The following is a 19,603-nucleotide window of genomic DNA, read 5'->3' as shown; positions in this document are numbered from 1 at the left end:
ACCGCTGATCCTTTTTCAACGCGCCCCACAAGGTTCGCTACGTGATCGAGTTTCAAAATGTCCATAAAACCTACCGCGTTGCCGGTAGGGATATCCCCGCCCTGCATCCGACCAATCTGACGATTGAAAACGGTCAGGTCTTCGGCCTGATCGGCCATTCCGGTGCGGGAAAAAGTACCCTGCTGCGTCTGATCAATCGCCTGGAAGAAGCCAGCGGCGGCAAGATCATCGTCGATGGCGAAGAAATCACCGCGCTCGATGCCAACGGCCTGCGCCGTTTCCGCCAACAGGTCGGGATGATTTTCCAGCACTTCAACCTGCTGGCCTCCAAGACTGTGGCCGACAACGTTGCGTTGCCGCTGACCCTGGCCGGTGAGCTGTCGCGCAGTGAAATCGACCGTCGTGTTGCCGAATTGCTGGCCCGTGTCGGTTTGTCCGATCACGCCAACAAGTACCCGGCGCAATTGTCCGGTGGCCAGAAGCAGCGCGTCGGCATTGCCCGCGCCCTGTCGACCCAGCCGAAAATCCTGCTGTGCGATGAAGCCACCAGTGCCCTGGACCCGCAGACCACGGCGTCGGTCCTGCAATTGCTGGCCGAGATCAATCGCGAGCTGAAACTGACCATCGTATTGATCACCCATGAAATGGACGTGATCCGCCGGGTCTGCGACCAGGTCGGCGTGATGGACGCGGGCGTGATCGTCGAGCAAGGCCCGGTGGCCGAGGTGTTCCTGCACCCGAAACACCCGACCACCAAACGTTTCGTGCAGGAAGACGAGCACATCGACGAAAACGAACAGCACGACGACTTCGCTCACGTGCCTGGTCGCATCGTGCGTCTGACCTTCCAGGGCGAAGCGACCTACGCGCCGTTGCTGGGCACCGTCGCCCGCGAAACGGGTGTGGACTACAGCATCCTGGCCGGTCGTATCGACCGCATCAAAGACATCCCCTACGGGCAACTGACCCTGGCCGTGACCGGCGGTGACATGGAAGCGGCCTTCGCCCGCTTCACCGCAGCCGACGTCCACATGGAGGTGCTGCGCTAATGGAAGCCCTGACAAGTTTCTTCGCCAATATCGACTGGCTCGAAATCTGGCTCGCCACCGTCGACACCCTGCTGATGCTCGGCGGTTCGCTGTTGTTCACCGTGTTGCTGGGCCTGCCGTTGGGCGTGCTGCTGTTCCTGTGCAGCCCGCGCCAGTTGCTCGAAGCCAAAGGCGTTTACGCGATGTTGTCGCTGGTGGTGAACATCCTGCGTTCGCTGCCCTTCATCATTCTGCTGATCGTGATGATTCCGTTCACGGTACTGATCACCGGCACCTCGCTGGGTGTCGCCGGTGCAATCCCGCCGCTGGTGGTGGGTGCCACGCCGTTCTTCGCGCGACTGGTGGAAACCGCGCTGCGTGAAGTGGATCGCGGCATCATCGAAGCGACCCAGTCCATGGGCGCGACCACGCGACAAATCATCACCAATGCGTTGTTGCCCGAGGCCCGTCCGGGCATCTTCGCGGCGATTACGGTGACAGCCATTACACTGGTGTCCTACACGGCAATGGCCGGTGTGGTCGGTGCCGGTGGCTTGGGCGACCTGGCGATCCGTTTCGGTTACCAGCGTTTCCAGACTGACGTGATGGTGGTCACTGTGGTGTTGCTGCTGGTGCTGGTGCAGGTGCTGCAAACCTTCGGCGACAAACTGGTTGTGCACTTCTCGCGCAAATAAAGAATTTCAAGACATGAGCCGGCCATTCGCTGACGGGCGCCGAAACCAGGCACCGCAGCGGATACCACAAGGAGTTAGCTGAATGAAAAAACTACTGGTTGCCTTCGCTGCCGTTGCAGCGTTTTCCGCCCACGCCGCCGACACCCTGACCGTCGCGGCCACGCCTGTACCGCACGCCGAAATCCTCGAATTCGTGAAACCGGTTCTGGCCAAAGAAGGCGTGGACCTGAAGGTCAAGGTCTTCACCGACTACATCCAGCCAAACGTGCAAGTGGCGGAAAAGCGTCTGGACGCCAACTTCTTCCAGCACCAGCCGTACCTCGATGAGTTCAACAAAGCCAAGGGCACCAACCTGGTTTCGGTTGCCGGCGTACACCTGGAACCGCTGGGCGCTTACTCCAGCAAGTACAAGAAACTGGAAGAGCTGCCAGGCGGCGCCGCTGTGGTCATCCCCAACGATGCCACCAACGGCGGCCGCGCTCTGTTGCTGCTGGCCAAGGCCGGCGTGATCAAGTTGAAGGATTCGAACAACATCCTGTCGACCGTCAAAGACATCACCGAAAACAGCAAAGACCTGAAATTCCGTGAACTGGAAGCCGCGACCATCCCGCGCGTGCTGACCCAGGTCGACCTGGCGCTGATCAACACCAACTACGCCCTGGAAGCCAAACTCGACCCGGCCAAGGACGCACTGGTCATCGAAGGCAGCGACTCGCCTTACGTGAACATCCTCGTTGCCCGTCCGGACGACAAGGACAGCGAAGCGATGAAGAAACTGGTCGCGGCCCTGCACAGCCCGGAAGTGAAGGCATTCATTGTCGAGAAGTACAAAGGCGCGGTCGTGCCGGCGTTCTGATCGAGCAGCTGTAACCAAAAAGGGGCGCATTGAATGCGCCCCTTTTTTTTGGGCAAATGATTTTCGCTGGCTTGTAGGAGCGAGGCTTGCCCGCGAACAATTAACGAGCGCAGCGTATAAACGGTAAAAACGCGCCATCGCTGACCCCGCGGAATTATTTGCAGAAAGGACGGTTAAACAAGCCCTTCGTCTACCGCCTCTTGCATAGGGGTAGGGGGTATCCCTATCATGCGCTCCATATAGGTAGGGGGGGTATCCCATGGGTCATATCGCTGCGAACAAAGACGACCTGCTCAAGCGCGTAAAACGCATCGCCGGGCAAATCCAGGCCGTTGAGCGTGCGCTGGAATCGGATCACGATTGCGCTAAAACACTGCATCTGGTCGCGGCTACACGGGGCGCTATCAACGGCTTGATGGAAGAAATCATTGAAGATCACGCCAGAGAGCACGTAGCCAACCCGGCGCTCAGCGAAGAGGAACGCGCCAAGGGTGTCGAAGAGCTTCTTGAAGCCATTCGCCGTTACTCCAAGTGATGCCACGAGGTACAGGCTCATGAGCAGCACCAATCACGTACACGACCACGTCTTCCTCGGGTCCGCCCACGAAGAGAACGCCAAACGCACACTCTGGGTCGTGGCGCTCACCGTGGTGATGATGGTGGGCGAAATTGCCGCCGGCTACATCACCGGCTCCATGGCATTGCTTGCCGATGGCTTTCACATGGCAACCCATGCCGGCGCGCTGGGTATCGCGGCGGCGGCCTACGGGTACGCCAAGCGTCACGCCACAAGCAAACGCTACAGCTTCGGTACGGGCAAGGTCGGCGATTTGGGCGGGTTCGCATCGGCACTCATCCTGGGCATCGTCGCCCTGGCCATCGGCGTCGAGTCGGTGATGCGCCTGTTGCAGCCCACGCAGGTGGAATTCCAAACCGCGACGCTCATCGCGATTGTGGGGCTGATCGTCAACATCGTCAGCGCGCTGATGCTGGGCCACGGTCACAGTCATGGCCATGATCACGATCATCATGGTCATGACCACGCTCATCACGGGCACGACAACAATCTCAAGTCAGCTTATGTCCATGTCCTGGCGGACGCGCTGACCTCCGTCCTGGCCATTGCTGCACTGCTCGCCGGCCGTTATCTGGGCTGGGTCTGGCTCGACCCGGTCATGGGCATTGTCGGTGCGGTGGTCATCGCGCGTTGGTCGTGGAGCTTGATAGGAACGACCTCTGGCGTGTTGCTCGATCAAACCGATGAGCACGTGGCCGAAGAAATTCGCGAGCTGGTCGAGAAGCCGGGCGACGCCACCATCACCGACTTGCACGTCTGGCGGATCGGGCCAGAGGCGCATGCCGCGATCGTCAGCGTCCTCGGCAAAGCCACCGCCAACGCCGAAAGCATTCGTGAACGGCTCAAGCCTGTTCACGAAGTCAGCCACCTGACCGTCGAATTCCGAGCGGCCTGATGGCTCGGGCAAGGGGCTGTGGTTGAGTCCCTTGGCCACTCCATTTTTTGATTCGAGAATGCATGACCTTGAACAAACGTGAACTGGCGCGCATCGAGCGCTGTTTGATTGCAACACTCACCGAGGCCTGCGAAACGGCAAAAACCGAGATCGAAGGCTTTTGCTGGCTCACCCACACCGCCGACACGAACGCGTTTGTGCAAACCCTGAAGGTAACCTGGGTGTTCGACACCTTGGCCAACAAACAACTCGCCCAGACCAGCACGCGCAAGGCACGCGTCTTCGAACTGACGGCCACGGCACTCAACGAGGCAAACATCGACCTGCGCCCTTCGGACCACAGCGTACGGTTCGACTCCGAAGAAGAGTGCCAACGCAGCCATGGCGGTGATTGGTCTCGACGCCTGGCGCAATCGCGCGCGACAAGGCACTAAACATCATGGCCAAGGAAATCGAAAACCCCTGCATTTCACTCTGTCAGCTGAGCGGTGATTTGTGTGTGAGCTGCGGGCGAAGCAAGGAAGACATCAGGAAATGGAAGCGCATGAAACGGCCTGAAAAAATGGCCGCGGTGCAGCGGGCGAATTTGCGGTTGAAGGGATTGAATAAAGTACGTGGGTAGTGGGAGGAAGGCAGGTTGAACGACACCGCCACCCTGGGCCAAAAAGTGGGTTAGCCAGCGGGGGCTACCAAGAGCCATAAGGAATCCCGAATGTGTCGATGTAGGCTTGGGATTCCGGCTCCAGCGGTAACGCATATCGCCCTTCATTTTTTCCCTGAAAGGGGCCTTTTTTATTGATGGTACCCACTACCCGAGCGATTTCGACCGACTTCAGGCAGGGGCCGCCCAACCAGACTTTGGCAATACCACCGGGCGCCAAACCAATGCCGATATCGTCGCGGTAATCGGTGATCCATTTACCGTCAGCTCGGCAATAGGCCTTTTCCGGTTTGCGCATGATTTCCCGCGCGGATTCGGGAATGACGATATAGACCTCATAGGTTTGCGGTTCGACCAGGGATTGCCAGCGTACATAGATCAAGCGGGGCAAATCGGCCCCGGTTACGTACCTGCCCTTGCCGCTACCGCCGTTGCTGTCCCATCCTCGGGCATTGCCCCGATTGTTCGAAGGTGTTGCCACAGAGGCAATGCCACTTCCTGCTCTGCGAAACACTCGCTCGCGGATATCCACTACGTCGGCGGTTTCGATCCAGACTTCCATATAGGGGGGGGCCGAAAATGCGAGGAACCAGGGCAATTTATTATTGGGTGAAGCAGAGCTTTGTGCACACCCCATTAACATCAGTACGAAAAGCACGCCTGCGCAGGTTTTGATCAAGCCGGCAACGTTACTCATGAGGGTGCACCACGCGTTGGTTTTTTTCCGCTGGTCGATGGATGAAGGCGATATTCAAGTCGCTAGGTTCAGGTAGCCAATTGTGCCGGTGCATAGGTACTGAGGCAGAGAGGGACTTCAAGAGCAGGTAAAGCGAATCAGACATGGCCTACATGTGTCTCGGAAAGAAGGAAGATGTCTGTACTGGTTCTTACCTCGCAACTGTGTAGGGCACAGTATTTGGCCCAAGAAAAACCCCGATGGATAAGCGCACCCATCGGGGTTTTCTTTGTGATGGCAAAGCAAAGTGGGCTTTATCTCTTGGCGAGAATCGCCGCCATCTCCGGTTCATCCAGATGATCCAGTGCGCGCTCCACCATCAAATGCACCCCGTCCGCCATTCGGCTGAGCGCCAGGGCTACAGAGCGGCGCGAACCGTCCACATCGTCGGCGAGGTCGGCGGCGATGGCGCTGATCGACAGCAAATCTTCCGAGGCATTGGCTAGTAGTGCTTCGGTATTGATGTCCGGGCAGACGCTGAAGAGTTGGCCGTTGCGTTTCGCCGGTTTTTGCCCGGCAGGTGGGAAGTGATGGTCGAGGGCGCGCTCAGCAGCGTCGTGGAGTTTCTTTGAATTGAGGTTTTCGTACGGTGATGCCGGATCGGATTCTGGCGGGTTGGGCGTTACTTTGAACATGATTACAAACTCCCTACATGGAGCCGCTGCCGCATCGCTACTAAACGAGGGGTGGCGGCTGTACGCAGGTTAGTAGACCGGGGGAGTTTGCAAACCGGCGCGCCCGAAGGCGCCCTGCGCACAGCCACCATTAAGTCCAGGTATGAGCCTGACTAAGGGCAACGCTATGCACCGTACAAACAGCCCACGGGCTACTAAACCCGACCACTGATGGGCAGTGGCAGGGAAACGATAGAGTTGGGGGCCAAGGCGCACAAGCCGGCGGATTCTGGCGTAATCGTAGGCAATGACACAAGGCATTGTGGCTTTCACGAAGTAAAAGCGAGCGCAGTTAAACAAGGTTTGTTGGTTGGCGTTTAAAGGATGTGCGAAAGGCTGTGGCACATGATGAAAATGTTCAAAAAATCGCGGACCAATCCGACATCTTTTTAGGGTTGGCCGTCGGAAGCCCGCCGGTTAGCGTGGAATCTCCAACACCTCACGGAGATACACCATGCCCAAAGTCACCGACTCATTTGCCGGATCAGAAACCGAAAGCACTGCTCCGTACGTCTCCACGGATTCAAAGAAAGTACATCAAGCGGTCGACCGTGCCTTGGACTACTACCTAAAACCGCCTGCGCAGGTCATGGCGAGCACTCACCTGCCGAGTCCAATTTTCGTTGTTGCACCTGACGTCGACAACGAAACGTTATTGGTGCACGCCTGTGAGTCGCTGGCGTCGGCAAGCGTCATGGCGAGTGAGTTTGCCGGGCTGTTGGAGGGAACGCATCGCAACACGATGCTGGCCCTTCAGCAGGTCATCATGTTGGGGGAGCTTGCAGTAAATCGAGTGCTGGACAATGTTCATCCGCCGCAAAGTGCATGATTCCATTCCGATAATTTGCAGCTAAGGCATCAAGGTAATTCCAACCCGCCTGATGCCTTATGCAACTTACGCAGATGCTCCCCAATCTGCTTCACATTCGCCTCGCTCGCCGCGATCTCCGCCGCACGCTCCGGTTCAAGCAACGCCCGCACTTCCTTGTCCAGATCGCCACTCAGTGCCTGCAACTGTTTCTGGCGCAGGTTGCTTTCCGATTCCAGGCGTTTCCATTCCGCCGGTTGCGGCAAGCCGTAGCCGCTGCTGCCGAGCAGTTCGGCCGGGCGGCTGAGGAAGCCGCTGTTGGCGAGGATTTCCTGCAGGGTCTTGTTGGCCTTGTCCATGCCGCCGTTTTTCAGTTCGCGGGCACCGAGGTAGCGTTGTTTGACTTCGTCCTGGGCCAGCAGCAGTTGCCGGCGGTAGCTGGCCTGTTCCAGCAGCAGTAAGGCGGCGCTGGTGCGCAGGTCGGCCCGGTCGAACCATTGGCGGCGTTCCTGGGCGCTCAAGGCCAACCAGTCTTCGACGTTGTCCTGTTTGATCGGCAGTTGTTTTTTCAACACCTCGAACATGGCCTGGTAGCGATCGCGGAAGGAGTCGAAGCGGTAGCCCAGGCGCAGGGCTTCGCGCGGGTCGTCCAGTACGCTGGTGTCGGCCAGGCCGCGGCCCTTGAGCACTTCGAGCAGGCCGTTGGGCATGATGTTGTCCAGGCCCACCAGTTTCGGGTTGTTGGTGCCGCTGCGCAGCAATTTCAGGCCTTCTACCGCACAGTTGTTGGAGAGGAAGAAGTAGTTGCCGTCGTAGCTCCAGTGCATTTCGGCGGCATGTTCCACGACTTCTTCGATTTCGCTGCGCGACAGGTTCAGTGGCACCGAGGCCAGGCTGCGCAGTTCGGTCTTGGTGTATTCGTCGATCACCTGGGACAGCGGCAGGACGAACAGGCGTGAGGGGTATTTGCCCACCAGCCCGTCCCAGCTCGACAGTTGCACGTCGCCGACGAAGGCGCGGTAGGACAGCACCAGGTGCTGGTCCAGGTCCAGGCGACAGTCCGGCCCGCGTGGCCGGCCCGGTGCACAGATCACCAGGCGCAACATGCTGTGGCCCCAGCGGCTGACCCAGTTCTGGTTGGCTTCGGCCAGCAGGTAGTCGACGGCGTAGACGCGCTCCGGGTCGACCTGGCCCAGCGGTGTCTTGGCAAAGTCATTGCCGGCATTGAGGAAAGCGTAGGTTTTGCTGCATTCGTCCTTGGCGGCGGGGGCCCAGCCGAAGCGTTCCTTGTAGTAGCGGTACAGCGAAGGGCGGCGGCAGGCGTAGCTTGGGTCGAGGAGGAAGTACTCCATGTTGACCGCGACGAATTCCTTGGGGCTGCTCGTCTCGTAGAGGTCGGGGCTGCGCGCGATCTGGCGGTTGTACTGTTCGCGCTCGCCGCGACGGCCCACGTATTGCGGCCAGCCGGCGAGGTCGAGCAGGCGCGGGTCGTCGCTGAAGGTAAAGCGCCGGCCGGATTGACCGCGGCATTGATCGGGCAGGCCGACCAGGCCCGAGCTGTTGTCTTGCCGGGTGCAGCGTTGGATCAGTTTGCGCTCCGCCTCTGGCCACAGGCGTGAGCGGTCGTAAATGTGGGTCAGTTCGTGCAAGACCGTGGCGAGCATTTCGCGGCGCACGGTGCCATGGGGGCGATTGGTTTTCTGGGTGGCCGCGCTGCCGTCGGTGAGGCTGGCCAGCAGTTTGCGATTGAGGTCGAGTTCGGCGGAAACCGGTGAAGCCTGCCCGTAGGCATTAGTGGGCATGTCATCGGTCCAGCCGATGTCGATGCGGCGGTCTAGCTGCTCGATGAAGCTCGGCGGTAGCGCCTGCATGGCTTCATCGAGCAAGGCCTGGCTGGCTTGCTGTTGCGCGGGGCTCAGGCCTTCGGTCTTGAGCTGTAATTGAAGGCCGGCGTGGGCGCTGCTACCAAAAAGCAACAGCGCTCCGGCCAATAGCCAGGCTGCTGGGGACTTCACAGCGCGAGGATGGCTTCGGCCAGCACCTGGTCGCTGGCGTCGCGAGCTTCCGGTACGCGGGTGCGCAACAGGTCGATGGCGGCTTCCAGGTGTGCGCCGCGAATGTCGCCATTGGTGGCGACGAAGCTGGCAGCGTCGTCCTGGGCTTCGCGGACGATTTTCGAATCGCGGATCGAGGTGGTGGTGTCGGAAGTGAAATCAAGCGTGCGCTGGGTGGCACGAATGAGCATGTTACTGGTGGCAACCAGGGTATGGGCCTGGGCCATGTCGGCCAACAACAGCAGGCCGAGGGTGGCGGCAATCAGCGGGCTACGCATGGAACAACTCCGGAGGAACTATGAATGTTTATTGGACGAGAATCGCTTGTGCCAGTTCAAGGTCACCGGCATGAAGTTTTGGCTGGGTCTGGCGCAGATAACGCAGGGCCGACTCCAGTTGTGCGCCTCTCAGTTGGCCGTCACTGGCAATGAATGCCGCGGCGTCATCCCGGGCGGCGAGCAGTTTATGGTCGAAGGGGGCGGAGGTCACCATGCTTGAGGCATAACCGCTGGCCACGGTGCCTTGGGTCGAGACGTCGAAGGCATGGGCCGAAGCTGAGTAGCCAAGCACCAGCAAGGCTGGGGCGATCAACAGATTTGGACGAAAACGCATGAGACCCGACAGTTGAGGGCGAGTCCCAAGGCTAGCGTAATGCCCGGTCTAGAGCCAGTGCCGATGTGGGGCACCTGTCAGGTGAGCCCCACATTGGAACAAGGATTTAGATCGTCAGAATCGCCTGGGCCAGCTGTGCATCGCTTGCATTGAGCTGTGGCGCCTGGTGGCGAATGTAGTCGAGTGCACTTTCCAGTCTCACGCCGCGGATGGCGCCTTCGCTGGCGACGAAGCTGGCGGCGTCGTCACGTGCGGCGAGCACGATCTTGTTGTCCTTGAATGAAGAAGAAACGACGTCGGTAGTCGCGTCGGACGTGGCCTTGAGTGCGTTGACGACAGCGTCTGTGGTGACGATGAAGCTGGTGGCGTGGGCGTTGGCAGCCACGGCAAGCAGGGCTGCAGTGCTGAGCAAACGAAGACGGGACATGGGGTAACTCCTTTGAGACAGCCGATTAAAAAGTGGCGCATTGTCTGATGAGACAGACATTGGACATTCTTTGTTCGCCGCGTTCTGCATCGATAGTAGGCCTTGGCATGGCCTGGCGACAATCTGACCGTTCCAGCGGTCTGGCGGACAAGTACTTGAATGCTAACTGTATAGGTACTGTTTGTGCTTATTAAAACTGTACTGCTTGGGGTTTTTCAGCCCTCTGAAACGACAAAGCCCGTCGTGTTTTCCACGACGGGCTTTGTTTGTTCAATTCGGGTTGCTGGCGGTGGACCCTTCAGGTCGAGCCAGCGACGCTAACTTAGCGCCAGAACGGCTTGCTCAGCTCTTCGTAGCGCTGTGCTTCGCTGATACCGGCGTCAGCCAGCAGACGCGAATCCAGGCGAGCCAGTTGGTGGCGGCTGGAGATGCGGCGCTGCCACAGCATCAGGTTGGCGATAACGCGCAGAGGCAGGGAGCCTTGAGTTTTTGCAGCAGTGTCTTGAAAGAACAGATCGGAACTGAGTGTACGTTCCATGGTGGTCATCCTTCCGCTTGTGGCGGGATTAGGTAGTGGTTTAACTGGTGCCCATGATCCTCTTGTTTGCCTAGTCTCTGTAGATACAGTTCATCTGTATTGTGAGGGCTCAGTTAACTGTTTATAGGGGGTGTACTGGTCAAATTTGAGGCAACTGTACCTATCCGCACTATAGTGGTGCGTTTTTTGAGATTTGATCGAGGGGTGTGGTGGTTTGTCGCAGAAAAAGACCGGTACAGCAGTACAGTTTTTGTCGGTATTTGCGAGAACGGTAGCAAGCTGACGAAACTGTGTTTGCGTCAGCTGCTATGTGTGTCGTTTAAACGGCGAGCATTTTTCCGGTTTCTTCCAGCCTGATGTGCCAGCTCAGGGCATCACGCAGGATGTGCGGAGTGTGTCCACCCAGTGCGCAAGCGGCGGTGAAGTAGTCGTTGAGTGCCTGGCGGTAGTCCGGATGCACACAGTTATCGATGATGGCGCGTGCGCGTTCGCGGGGCGCCAGGCCACGCAGATCGGCCAGCCCGATTTCGGTCACCAGGATGTCGACATCGTGTTCGGTATGGTCGACGTGGCTGACCATCGGCACAACGCTGGAGATTGCACCCCCCTTGGCGATCGACTTGGTCACGAAGATTGCCAGGTGTGCGTTGCGGGCGAAGTCACCGGAGCCGCCAATGCCGTTCATCATCCGCGTGCCGCAGACGTGGGTGGAGTTCACGTTGCCATAGATGTCGAACTCAAGCGCCGTATTGATGCCGATGATGCCGAGGCGACGCACCACTTCAGGATGGTTGGAAATCTCCTGCGGGCGCAGCACCAGTTTGTCCTTGTAACGCTCCAGGTTGCCGAATACATCGGCATTGCGGCGGCTCGACAGGGTGATCGAACTGCCCGAGGCAAAACTCAGCTTGCCGGCATCGATCAGGTCGAAGGTGGAGTCTTGCAGGACCTCGGAGTACATCGTCAGGTCTTCGAAGGGCGAGTCGATCAGGCCGCACATGACCGAGTTGGCAATGGTGCCGATCCCGGCCTGCAGCGGACCGAGCTTGTTGGTCATGCGCCCGGCGTCCACTTCCTGTTTGAAGAAACCGATCAAGTGGTCGGCGATGGCCTGGGTTTCGGCGTCGGGCGCCAGCACGGTGGACGGCGAGTCGGGCTGGTTGGTGATGACGATCGCAACGATTTTTTCCGGCGGAATCGGGATGGCGGTGCTGCCAATGCGATCATCGGCCTTGACCAGTGGAATTGGCGTGCGGGTTGGACGATAGGTCGGGATGTAGATGTCGTGCAGGCCTTCGAGGTTCGGGTTGTGCGCCAGGTTGATCTCGACAATCACATGTTTGGCGAAAATCGCGAAGCTGGCCGAGTTACCCACGGACGTGGTTGGCACGATGTGGCCTTGCTCGGTGATGGCCACGGCTTCGATGACCGCGATGTCCGGCAGCTTCAGTTGCTGGTTGCGCAGTTGTTCGACGGTTTCGGAGAGGTGCTGGTCGATGAACATCACATCCCCGGCGTTGATCGCCTTGCGCAGGGTGCTGTCCACCTGGAACGGCATGCGTCGTGACAGGACGCCGGCTTCGGTGAGCTGTTTGTCGAGGTCGTTGCCCAGGCTGGCGCCGGTCATCAGGCTGATTTTCAGCGGTGCAACCTTGGCCCGTTCGGCCAGCGCGTGGGGGACGGCTTTGGCTTCGCCGGCGCGGGTGAAGCCGCTCATGCCGACGGTCATGCCGTCCTCAATCAGGGCGGCAGCCTCGTCGGCGCTCATCACTTTATCCAACAACGAAGACAGGCGAATACGGTCACGGTACATGAATTGTTATCTCGGGAAGCGGGTAGCTGGATGCTCAGTCTATTGAATTTCGCGGCCACGTGTCCCGCTACCAAGGTCGCAAAAGAGCCGTCTATTTCGGGGCTTTCAAGCAAAACACCGTTACCGGAACTGTAATAAAGAGAGGGGCTGTCGGACGATTTGCACAAATAAAAACGCCCCGACAAGTCGGGGCGTTTTTATTTGGCCGGGAGGATTACTCGACAGCTTTGACCATGTCTTCGATGACTTTCTTCGCGTCCCCGAACACCATCATAGTCTTGTCCAGATAGAACAGTTCGTTGTCCAGACCGGCGTAGCCGCTGGCCATCGAACGCTTGTTGACGATGATGGTCTTGGCCTTGAATGCCTCAAGGATCGGCATGCCGGCAATCGGCGATTTCGGGTCGTTTTTCGCGGCCGGGTTGACCACGTCGTTGGCGCCCAACACCAGCACCACGTCGGCCTGGCCGAACTCGGAGTTGATGTCTTCCATCTCGAACACCTGGTCGTACGGCACTTCGGCCTCGGCCAGCAATACGTTCATGTGCCCTGGCATACGACCGGCGACCGGGTGGATCGCGTACTTCACGGTAACGCCGTGATGAGTCAGCTTCTCGGTCAGCTCCTTCAGTGCATGCTGTGCCCGAGCAACGGCCAGGCCGTAACCAGGAACGATGATCACGGTGTCGGCGTTGGTCAGCAGGAAGGTTGCGTCGTCAGCCGAGCCGGACTTCACCGGGCGTGCTTCTTTAGAACCAGCAGGGCCTGCGTCTGCGGTGTTGCCGAAGCCACCCAGCAGTACGTTGAAGAAGGAGCGGTTCATCGCCTTGCACATGATGTACGAGAGGATGGCACCGGACGAACCCACCAGGGAGCCGGCGATGATCAGCATCGAGTTGTTCAGCGAGAAGCCGATACCCGCCGCCGCCCAGCCGGAATAGCTGTTGAGCATCGACACCACGACCGGCATGTCGGCGCCGCCGATCGGGATGATGATCAGCACGCCCATCACGAACGCCAGCGCCAGCATCAGCACGAAAGCCGCGAGGTTGCCGGTCAGCATGAAGGTCACGCCAAGCGCTACGGTGGCCAGGCCAAGCACAGCATTGAGTTTGTGCTGTCCGGCAAACTGTACCGGTGCGCCCTGGAACAGGCGGAACTTGTATTTGCCAGCCAGTTTGCCGAAGGCAATGACAGAGCCGGAGAAGGTGATCGCACCGATGGCCGCGCCAAGGAACAGTTCCAGGCGGTTACCGGTCGGGATCTCGTCGCCGAGTTGCTTGACGATGCCCAGCGACTGAGGCTCGACCACCGCAGCCACGGCGATGAACACCGCCGCCAGGCCGATCATGCTGTGCATGAAGGCGACCAGTTCGGGCATTTTGGTCATTTCGACGCGTTTGGCCATGATCGAACCGGCAGTACCGCCGATCAGCAGGCCGACGATCACGTAGACGATACCGTCATGGGCCAATTCGGCACCGAGCTTGTAGATCAGGCCAACGGTGGTGAGAATCGCCAGGCCCATGCCGAGCATGCCGAACAGGTTGCCACGACGCGACGTAGTGGGGTGCGAGAGGCCCTTGAGCGCCTGGATGAAGCAGACCGAGGCGATCAAATACAGGGAAGTAACCAGGTTCATGCTCATGCTTGCTGCACCTCAGCCTTGATTGCTTCGGCCTTGGCTGCCGGAGCTTTTGCGGGTGCCGCTTTTTTCTTGAACATTTCCAGCATGCGACGGGTGACCAGGAAACCACCGAACACGTTGACGGCGGCCAGGGCCACGGCCAGGGTGCCCATGGTCTTGCCCAGCGGTGTCACGGTGAGGGCGGCGGCGAGCATGGCGCCGACGATCACGATGGCCGAGATGGCGTTGGTAACAGCCATCAAAGGGGTGTGCAGCGCAGGTGTCACGTTCCAGACCACGTGGTAGCCGACATAGATAGCCAGCACGAAGATGATCAGGTTGTAGATACCGTGAGAGATCAGCATGTCTTCCATTGTTTTTATCCTCAGCCGTTCTTGCGCACGATTTGGCCGTCGCGGCACATCAGGCACGCGGCGACGATATCGTCTTCAAGGTTGATCACCAGTTGCCCTTCTTTATCGAACAACAGTTTCATGAAGTCCAGCAGGTTGCGTGCGTACAGCGCCGAAGCGTCCGCCGCCACCGCGCCGGCCAGGTTGGTCGGGCCGACAATGGTCACGCCATGAGCGACAACCACCTGGTCCGCCACGGTCAGCGGGCAGTTGCCGCCCTGGGCTGCGGCGAGGTCGATGACCACTGAGCCCGGTTTCATCTGCGCGACGGTTTCCGCGCTCAGCAGGGTCGGAGCCTTGCGGCCGGGAATCAGTGCGGTGGTAATGACGATGTCGGCCTGCTTGGCGCGCTCGTGTACGGCCACGGCCTGACGCTGCATCCAGCTGGCGGGCATCGGGCGGGCGTAGCCACCAACACCAACGGCGCATTCACGCTCTTCGTCGGTCTCGTAAGGCACTTCGACGAACTTGGCGCCGAGGGATTCGATCTGTTCCTTTACCGCCGGGCGAACGTCGGAAGCCTCGATCACTGCACCAAGACGTTTGGCAGTGGCGATGGCCTGCAGCCCGGCAACCCCGGCGCCCAGAATCAACACGCGAGCGGCTTTTACGGTGCCCGCCGCAGTCATCAGCATCGGCATGAAGCGCGGGTAGTGGTGTGCAGCCAGCAACACGGCTTTATAACCGGCGATGTTGGCTTGCGATGACAGCACGTCCAGGCTTTGGGCGCGGGAGGTGCGCGGGGCCGCCTCCAGGGCAAAAGCGGTAATGCCGCACTCGGCCATCTTGGCGATGGTTTCGTTGTTGAACGGGTTGAGCATACCCACCACAACGGTGCCGCTTTTAATCAGCGTCAGCTCGCTGTCGCTGGGCGCGACTACCTTCAAAATCAGCTCTGCGCCAAACGCATCATTGGCGCTGCCAATGGTCGCGCCTGCCGCTACATAGGCACTGTCGACAACGCTGGCACTAATGCCGGCACCGCTTTGGACAGTGACCTTATGACCCTGGCTGATCAGCTTCTTGATGGTTTCCGGGGTTGCAGCAACCCGTGTTTCACCGGTCTGGGTTTCGAGAGGAACACCAATGTGCACGTCAAATCTCCTGCGTGATCTTATTGAGTAAACCCATGCACTACGGATGGTGCGGCTGGGGCGGCCGATCAGCACGACCCCGCCAAATCAGGGCGGGGCGCGGCATTTTGCAGGCGAACTTTGTGCCCTTTCAAGGGATTATGACGGGTGACCGAAAAATAACTACAAGTCACCCCGTGACCGAATGTCGCAACTATCCGACGCAAGCCCTTAAAAACCGTGCCTTTCAAGAGATTTTGGTCGAAATTGGAGAATTTACACATCGGCCATATGAATGATGCGGAATTGACCCGGAATGGAGGCTCAAAGCCACGTATTTTGCCGCTTGTGGGACGTTTGTACTGCTTTCCTATACAGTTTGCGAATATGCGACAAACACTTATATCTGTAGGTGCTTGAATTTACTGACTACGGGGTCAATAAGCGCCTGTAAGCCTCTATTCTTCTAGGCTGTAGCTGTGCGCCTGGTTGACAAGCCAATCCCGGAAAGCTCTTAAAGATGCCGATTCAACCTTTCTCTCAGGAATCATCAGGTAGTAAGCCTTGATGCTGGAGAGGGCTTGAGGGTTGGCAATTACCAAGCGTTTCTCGGCCAGTTCACGCTGGATCAGGAAAGGCGGAATCAAGGCGATGCCCATGTCGTGCATCGCTGCCTGGGCCAGCATGGAGAATAGCTCGTAGCGTGGTCCTGTCATGTCGCGAGGCACATTCATGTGTTGTGAGTCGAACCACTGCCGCCAGGCATAGGGACGAGTGGTTTGCTGCAAAAGGGGCAGCTCGGCGATTTCGGCGGCTGACAGGGTGGTTTTGGTATTCATCAGGCGGGGGCTGCACACCGGGAGGGGGTGCTCGCCCATGAGTCGATGGGATTCCGTACCAGACCAATCCGCGTCGCCGAAATAGATGGCCGCATCGAAGTCGGTGTCGGCAAACAGGAAGGGGCGCGTACGGTTTGTCAGGTTGACCGTCACTTCCGGGTGCTTTTGCTGAAAATCCTTGAGTCGGGGCAGTAGCCACTGGGTGCCGAAAGTCGGAACCACCGCCAGTTCAATGACGTTGGCGCCCTGCTGGCCCATGACGGAGAGGGTGTCGCGTTCGACCGCATCGAGTTGGGTAGCGACCCGACGGCTGTAAGAAAGGCCGGCTTCTGTCAGCTTCACTCCGCGCCGCGAGCGTCGGAAAAGCTCCACACCGAGAAATTCCTCAAGGCTGGCGATCTGTCGGCAAATCGCTCCCTGGGTGAGCGAAAGCTCCTGCGCTGCCTTGGTAAAACTTTCGTGGCGCGCGGCCGCTTCAAAGCTGATCAGGGCGGTTGTGCTGGGTATCTTCCTGCGCATGTACGTCAACCTCACTAATACATCGCATTAATGGCAATTTGCGACGTTTCGGAGTGAGAAATTAGCACAACAGTATGCGAAATCCTCGTTTGCCCAGATGTCGAACCCGGCCTAGGATCAGTCCACGTTATTTGACCTGTTTCGAGAGGACACACTCATGGCCGGTAAAGCTAGCTTCAACTGGATCGATCCCCTGCTGCTGGATCAACAGCTCACTGAAGAAGAGCGCATGATTCGCGACACGGCTGCGCAATTCGCTCAGCAGAGCCTCGCGCCGCGCATTCTTGAAGCTTTCCGCCATGAGAAGACCGATCCGGCGATCTTCCGCGAAATGGGTGAGGTTGGCCTGTTGGGCGCCACAATCCCTGAGCAATACGGCGGTAGCGGCCTGAATTACGTCAGCTACGGCTTGATCGCACGTGAAGTCGAGCGTATCGACTCCGGCTATCGCTCGATGATGAGCGTGCAGTCTTCGCTGGTCATGGTGCCGATCAATGAGTTTGGTACTGAAGCACAGAAGCAGAAGTACCTGCCGAAACTGGCCTCGGGTGAGTGGATTGGCTGCTTTGGCCTGACCGAGCCTAACCACGGTTCTGATCCAGGCTCGATGATTACTCGTGCACGTAAGGTTGATGGTGGCTACAGCCTCACCGGCAGCAAGATGTGGATCACCAACAGCCCGATCGCCGATGTATTCGTTGTATGGGGCAAGGACGATGCCGGTGACATCCGTGGCTTCGTTCTGGAAAAAGGCTGGAAAGGCCTGAGCGCTCCGGCCATTCACGGCAAGGTCGGCTTGCGTGCGTCGATTACGGGCGAAATCGTCATGGATAACGTGTTCGTGCCAGAAGAGAACATCTTCCCGGACGTCCGTGGCTTGAAAGGTCCGTTCACTTGCCTGAACTCTGCACGTTACGGCATTTCCTGGGGTGCGCTGGGCGCCGCCGAGTTCTGCTGGCACACCGCCCGCCAGTACACCCTGGATCGTCAGCAATTCGGTCGCCCGCTGGCTGCCACACAACTGATTCAGAAGAAACTGGCCGACATGCAGACCGAGATCACCATGGCGTTGCAAGGCTGCCTGCGTTTGGGTCGCATGAAGGACGAGGGCACTGCTGCGGTTGAAATCACTTCGATGATGAAGCGCAACTCCTGTGGCAAGTCTCTGGACATCGCCCGCATGGCTCGCGATATGCTCGGTGGCAACGGTATTTCTGATGAGTTCGGTGTCGCACGCCATCTGGTTAACCTGGAAGTGGTCAATACCTATGAAGGTACGCATGACGTCCATGCGTTGATCCTTGGTCGTGCGCAGACTGGCATCCAGGCGTTCTATTAATAGGAGAACGCCATGGGCGCGCTTTCGCATCTGCGGGTACTGGATTTATCGCGAGTGTTGGCCGGGCCGTGGGCTGGGCAGATTCTTGCGGACCTTGGCGCTGAAGTGATCAAGGTCGAGCGTCCTGGCAATGGTGATGATACGCGCGCCTGGGGGCCGCCTTTCCTGAAGGATGCCTATGGCGAGAACACCAGCGAGGCCGCGTACTACTTGTCGGCCAATCGCAACAAGCAATCGGTGACCATCGACTTCACCCGTCCTGAGGGGCAGAAGCTGGTGCGCGATCTGGCGGCCAAGTCGGACATTCTGATCGAAAACTTCAAGGTCGGTGGCCTGGCGGCCTACGGCCTGGACTATGAGTCACTGAAGGCGATCAACCCTGATCTGATCTATTGCTCGATCACGGGATTTGGCCAGACTGGGCCTTATGCCAAGCGCGCCGGTTATGACTTCATGATCCAGGGGCTGGGCGGTCTCATGAGTCTGACGGGGCGACCTGAAGGGGATGAGGGAGCCGGGCCGGTAAAGGTCGGTGTTGCGCTGACTGACATTCTGACCGGGCTTTACTCGACGGTAGCGATCCTTGCGGCGCTTGCGCATCGAGATCATGACGGTGGTGGTCAGCATATCGACATGGCATTGCTGGACGTCCAGGTGGCGTGTCTTGCCAATCAGGCGATGAACTACCTGACGACAGGCAATCCTCCCAAGCGTTTGGGCAATGCTCATCCGAACATTGTGCCGTATCAGGATTTTCCTACGGCAGATGGCGACTTTATCCTTACCGTGGGTAATGACGGTCAGTTCCGCAAATTCGCGGAAGTGGCCGGGCAGCCACAGTGGGCGGATGACCCACGCTTTGTCACCAACAAGATGCGAGTGGCAAATCGGGCGGTACTCATCCCGCTGATTCGTCAGGCCACGGTATTCAAGACCACCGCTCAATGGGTGGAGCAGTTGGAGCAGGCCGGTGTGCCGTGCGGGCCGATCAACGATTTGGCGCAAGTATTTGAGGATCCTCAGGTCAAGTCGCGCGGTTTGAAGGTTGAGCTGCCCCACGCGCTGGCCGGAATGGTACCGCAGGTAGCGAGCCCGATTCGTTTGTCGCAGACGCCGGTGGAGTACCGTCATGCGCCACCACTACTGGGTGAGCATACGTTGGCGGTCCTGCAGCGAGTGTTGGGGATGGATGCGGGCGCGGTCGCTGCTTTCAAAGAATCCGGCGTGTTGTGAGGGTTCCCTCTATATAGAAAGAGACGCCTGTTCCCTTGATGCCAGGGGAATGGGCGTTTTTTCTGCCTTTCGTAAGTTATTGAAAGAAAACTGAAATTAAGTGTTGACGGCAGATTTCAGATCTCTATAATTCGCCCCACTTCCGGCGCAGTCGAAACGGAAAACTCCTTGCAAAACAATGAGTTA

At 58.6% G+C, this 19,603-nt stretch carries 22 protein-coding genes; 10 read left to right on the top strand and 12 right to left on the bottom strand.

The annotated features are described in order from the left end of the window. The first annotated feature begins 41 nt into the window (after positions 1-41). The 7 genes from ACQKP2_RS23785 (at position 42) to ACQKP2_RS23755 (ending at position 4,673) form a co-directional block, all read left to right on the top strand. Complete coding sequence (locus ACQKP2_RS23785) at positions 42-1,049, top strand: methionine ABC transporter ATP-binding protein (RefSeq protein WP_427579990.1); 1,008 nt, start codon at positions 42-44, stop codon at positions 1,047-1,049. After that, entirely contained in the window at positions 1,049-1,723 is a 675-nt protein-coding gene (locus tag ACQKP2_RS23780) for a methionine ABC transporter permease (RefSeq protein WP_427579988.1), read from the top strand. Before ACQKP2_RS23785 ends, ACQKP2_RS23780 begins: the two co-directional genes overlap by 1 nt. 82 nt (positions 1,724-1,805) lie before the next feature. After that, a complete protein-coding gene (locus ACQKP2_RS23775) occupies positions 1,806-2,579 on the top strand; it encodes a MetQ/NlpA family ABC transporter substrate-binding protein (RefSeq protein WP_427579986.1) in 774 nt (257 codons plus the stop codon). 259 nt (positions 2,580-2,838) lie between these two features. Then, positions 2,839-3,114 carry a metal/formaldehyde-sensitive transcriptional repressor gene (locus tag ACQKP2_RS23770; protein WP_427579984.1) on the top strand — a complete coding sequence of 92 codons (276 nt, stop codon included), beginning with the start codon at positions 2,839-2,841 and terminating at the stop codon, positions 3,112-3,114. Positions 3,115-3,133: 19 nt separating this feature from the next. Beyond that, entirely contained in the window at positions 3,134-4,051 is a 918-nt protein-coding gene (gene dmeF, locus ACQKP2_RS23765; RefSeq protein WP_427579982.1) for a CDF family Co(II)/Ni(II) efflux transporter DmeF, read from the top strand. A gap of 62 nt (positions 4,052-4,113) precedes the next feature. Beyond that, on the top strand, positions 4,114-4,485 hold the full coding sequence (locus tag ACQKP2_RS23760; RefSeq protein WP_427579980.1) for a hypothetical protein: 372 nt from the start codon (positions 4,114-4,116) through the stop codon (positions 4,483-4,485). A gap of 5 nt (positions 4,486-4,490) precedes the next feature. Further along, complete coding sequence (locus tag ACQKP2_RS23755; RefSeq protein WP_427579978.1) at positions 4,491-4,673, top strand: DUF1289 domain-containing protein; 183 nt, start codon at positions 4,491-4,493, stop codon at positions 4,671-4,673. Positions 4,674-4,737: 64 nt separating this feature from the next. On the opposite strand, the gene ACQKP2_RS23750 is transcribed toward ACQKP2_RS23755, so the two are convergent. After that, a complete protein-coding gene (locus ACQKP2_RS23750) occupies positions 4,738-5,409 on the bottom strand; it encodes a DUF2931 family protein (protein ID WP_427579976.1) in 672 nt (223 codons plus the stop codon). Positions 5,410-5,702: 293 nt separating this feature from the next. Continuing rightward, on the bottom strand, positions 5,703-6,083 hold the full coding sequence (locus ACQKP2_RS23745; RefSeq protein ID WP_427579974.1) for a DUF6124 family protein: 381 nt from the start codon (positions 6,081-6,083) through the stop codon (positions 5,703-5,705). A gap of 493 nt (positions 6,084-6,576) precedes the next feature. Between ACQKP2_RS23745 and ACQKP2_RS23740 the strand changes: the two genes are divergently transcribed. Then, positions 6,577-6,951, top strand: a complete 375-nt coding sequence (locus tag ACQKP2_RS23740) for a DUF6124 family protein (protein ID WP_427579973.1) — start codon at positions 6,577-6,579, stop codon at positions 6,949-6,951. Positions 6,952-6,980: 29 nt separating this feature from the next. Here ACQKP2_RS23740 and ACQKP2_RS23735 read toward each other — a convergent pair whose 3' ends face one another. From ACQKP2_RS23735 to ACQKP2_RS23690, 10 genes are all read right to left on the bottom strand, one after another. Then, positions 6,981-8,945 carry a DUF4105 domain-containing protein gene (locus tag ACQKP2_RS23735; RefSeq protein ID WP_427579971.1) on the bottom strand — a complete coding sequence of 655 codons (1,965 nt, stop codon included), beginning with the start codon at positions 8,943-8,945 and terminating at the stop codon, positions 6,981-6,983. Next, positions 8,942-9,262, bottom strand: a complete 321-nt coding sequence (locus ACQKP2_RS23730; RefSeq protein WP_427579970.1) for a DUF2388 domain-containing protein — start codon at positions 9,260-9,262, stop codon at positions 8,942-8,944. Before ACQKP2_RS23730 ends, ACQKP2_RS23735 begins: the two co-directional genes overlap by 4 nt. Before the next feature lie 28 nt (positions 9,263-9,290). After that, on the bottom strand, positions 9,291-9,596 hold the full coding sequence (locus ACQKP2_RS23725) for a DUF2388 domain-containing protein (protein ID WP_427579968.1): 306 nt from the start codon (positions 9,594-9,596) through the stop codon (positions 9,291-9,293). Positions 9,597-9,702: 106 nt separating this feature from the next. Further along, on the bottom strand, positions 9,703-10,023 hold the full coding sequence (locus tag ACQKP2_RS23720) for a DUF2388 domain-containing protein (RefSeq protein ID WP_427579966.1): 321 nt from the start codon (positions 10,021-10,023) through the stop codon (positions 9,703-9,705). A 322-nt stretch (positions 10,024-10,345) separates the two neighbouring features. Beyond that, positions 10,346-10,561 (bottom strand): DUF1127 domain-containing protein, encoded by a 216-nt coding sequence (locus tag ACQKP2_RS23715; RefSeq protein ID WP_427579965.1) that lies wholly within the window; start codon positions 10,559-10,561, stop codon positions 10,346-10,348. 319 nt (positions 10,562-10,880) lie between these two features. Beyond that, positions 10,881-12,374, bottom strand: coding sequence for an acetyl-CoA hydrolase/transferase family protein (locus ACQKP2_RS23710; RefSeq protein ID WP_427579963.1), 1,494 nt, complete (start codon positions 12,372-12,374; stop codon positions 10,881-10,883). A 214-nt stretch (positions 12,375-12,588) separates the two neighbouring features. Continuing rightward, the gene (locus ACQKP2_RS23705) at positions 12,589-14,022 is read right to left on the bottom strand and encodes an NAD(P)(+) transhydrogenase (Re/Si-specific) subunit beta (protein ID WP_427579961.1); all 1,434 of its coding nucleotides are present in this window, start codon (positions 14,020-14,022) and stop codon (positions 12,589-12,591) included. After that, positions 14,019-14,375 (bottom strand): NAD(P) transhydrogenase subunit alpha, encoded by a 357-nt coding sequence (locus ACQKP2_RS23700; RefSeq protein WP_008064823.1) that lies wholly within the window; start codon positions 14,373-14,375, stop codon positions 14,019-14,021. Before ACQKP2_RS23700 ends, ACQKP2_RS23705 begins: the two co-directional genes overlap by 4 nt. A gap of 11 nt (positions 14,376-14,386) precedes the next feature. Continuing rightward, positions 14,387-15,508, bottom strand: coding sequence for a Re/Si-specific NAD(P)(+) transhydrogenase subunit alpha (locus ACQKP2_RS23695; protein WP_427579958.1), 1,122 nt, complete (start codon positions 15,506-15,508; stop codon positions 14,387-14,389). Positions 15,509-15,945: 437 nt separating this feature from the next. Then, positions 15,946-16,845, bottom strand: coding sequence for a LysR family transcriptional regulator (locus tag ACQKP2_RS23690; protein WP_427579956.1), 900 nt, complete (start codon positions 16,843-16,845; stop codon positions 15,946-15,948). Positions 16,846-17,002: 157 nt separating this feature from the next. On the opposite strand from ACQKP2_RS23690, the gene ACQKP2_RS23685 reads away from it, so the two are divergent. Further along, complete coding sequence (locus ACQKP2_RS23685) at positions 17,003-18,184, top strand: acyl-CoA dehydrogenase (protein ID WP_427579954.1); 1,182 nt, start codon at positions 17,003-17,005, stop codon at positions 18,182-18,184. A gap of 12 nt (positions 18,185-18,196) precedes the next feature. Beyond that, positions 18,197-19,417, top strand: a complete 1,221-nt coding sequence (locus tag ACQKP2_RS23680; protein WP_427579952.1) for a CaiB/BaiF CoA transferase family protein — start codon at positions 18,197-18,199, stop codon at positions 19,415-19,417. The last annotated feature ends 186 nt before the right edge of the window (positions 19,418-19,603 follow it).

This window comes from Pseudomonas sp. NPDC089569, from assembly GCF_050280625.1.
In the GTDB taxonomy this organism is placed as follows: domain Bacteria; phylum Pseudomonadota; class Gammaproteobacteria; order Pseudomonadales; family Pseudomonadaceae; genus Aquipseudomonas.
This window is presented reverse-complemented; position numbering and strand designations above follow the sequence as displayed.

Coding starts and splice junctions, on each gene's coding strand:
- ACQKP2_RS23700 (WP_008064823.1), bottom strand. CDS start 14,375: ATGGAAGACATGCTGATCTCTCACGGTATCTACAACCTGATCATCTTC.
- ACQKP2_RS23755 (WP_427579978.1), top strand. CDS start 4,491: ATGGCCAAGGAAATCGAAAACCCCTGCATTTCACTCTGTCAGCTGAGC.
- ACQKP2_RS23715 (WP_427579965.1), bottom strand. CDS start 10,561: ATGGAACGTACACTCAGTTCCGATCTGTTCTTTCAAGACACTGCTGCA.
- ACQKP2_RS23730 (WP_427579970.1), bottom strand. CDS start 9,262: ATGCGTAGCCCGCTGATTGCCGCCACCCTCGGCCTGCTGTTGTTGGCC.
- ACQKP2_RS23775 (WP_427579986.1), top strand. CDS start 1,806: ATGAAAAAACTACTGGTTGCCTTCGCTGCCGTTGCAGCGTTTTCCGCC.
- ACQKP2_RS23745 (WP_427579974.1), bottom strand. CDS start 6,083: ATGTTCAAAGTAACGCCCAACCCGCCAGAATCCGATCCGGCATCACCG.
- ACQKP2_RS23780 (WP_427579988.1), top strand. CDS start 1,049: ATGGAAGCCCTGACAAGTTTCTTCGCCAATATCGACTGGCTCGAAATC.
- ACQKP2_RS23690 (WP_427579956.1), bottom strand. CDS start 16,845: ATGCGCAGGAAGATACCCAGCACAACCGCCCTGATCAGCTTTGAAGCG.
- ACQKP2_RS23720 (WP_427579966.1), bottom strand. CDS start 10,023: ATGTCCCGTCTTCGTTTGCTCAGCACTGCAGCCCTGCTTGCCGTGGCT.
- ACQKP2_RS23770 (WP_427579984.1), top strand. CDS start 2,839: ATGGGTCATATCGCTGCGAACAAAGACGACCTGCTCAAGCGCGTAAAA.
- ACQKP2_RS23685 (WP_427579954.1), top strand. CDS start 17,003: ATGGCCGGTAAAGCTAGCTTCAACTGGATCGATCCCCTGCTGCTGGAT.
- ACQKP2_RS23740 (WP_427579973.1), top strand. CDS start 6,577: ATGCCCAAAGTCACCGACTCATTTGCCGGATCAGAAACCGAAAGCACT.
- ACQKP2_RS23725 (WP_427579968.1), bottom strand. CDS start 9,596: ATGCGTTTTCGTCCAAATCTGTTGATCGCCCCAGCCTTGCTGGTGCTT.
- dmeF (WP_427579982.1), top strand. CDS start 3,134: ATGAGCAGCACCAATCACGTACACGACCACGTCTTCCTCGGGTCCGCC.
- ACQKP2_RS23680 (WP_427579952.1), top strand. CDS start 18,197: ATGGGCGCGCTTTCGCATCTGCGGGTACTGGATTTATCGCGAGTGTTG.
- ACQKP2_RS23710 (WP_427579963.1), bottom strand. CDS start 12,374: ATGTACCGTGACCGTATTCGCCTGTCTTCGTTGTTGGATAAAGTGATG.
- ACQKP2_RS23760 (WP_427579980.1), top strand. CDS start 4,114: ATGACCTTGAACAAACGTGAACTGGCGCGCATCGAGCGCTGTTTGATT.
- ACQKP2_RS23750 (WP_427579976.1), bottom strand. CDS start 5,409: ATGAGTAACGTTGCCGGCTTGATCAAAACCTGCGCAGGCGTGCTTTTC.
- ACQKP2_RS23705 (WP_427579961.1), bottom strand. CDS start 14,022: ATGAGCATGAACCTGGTTACTTCCCTGTATTTGATCGCCTCGGTCTGC.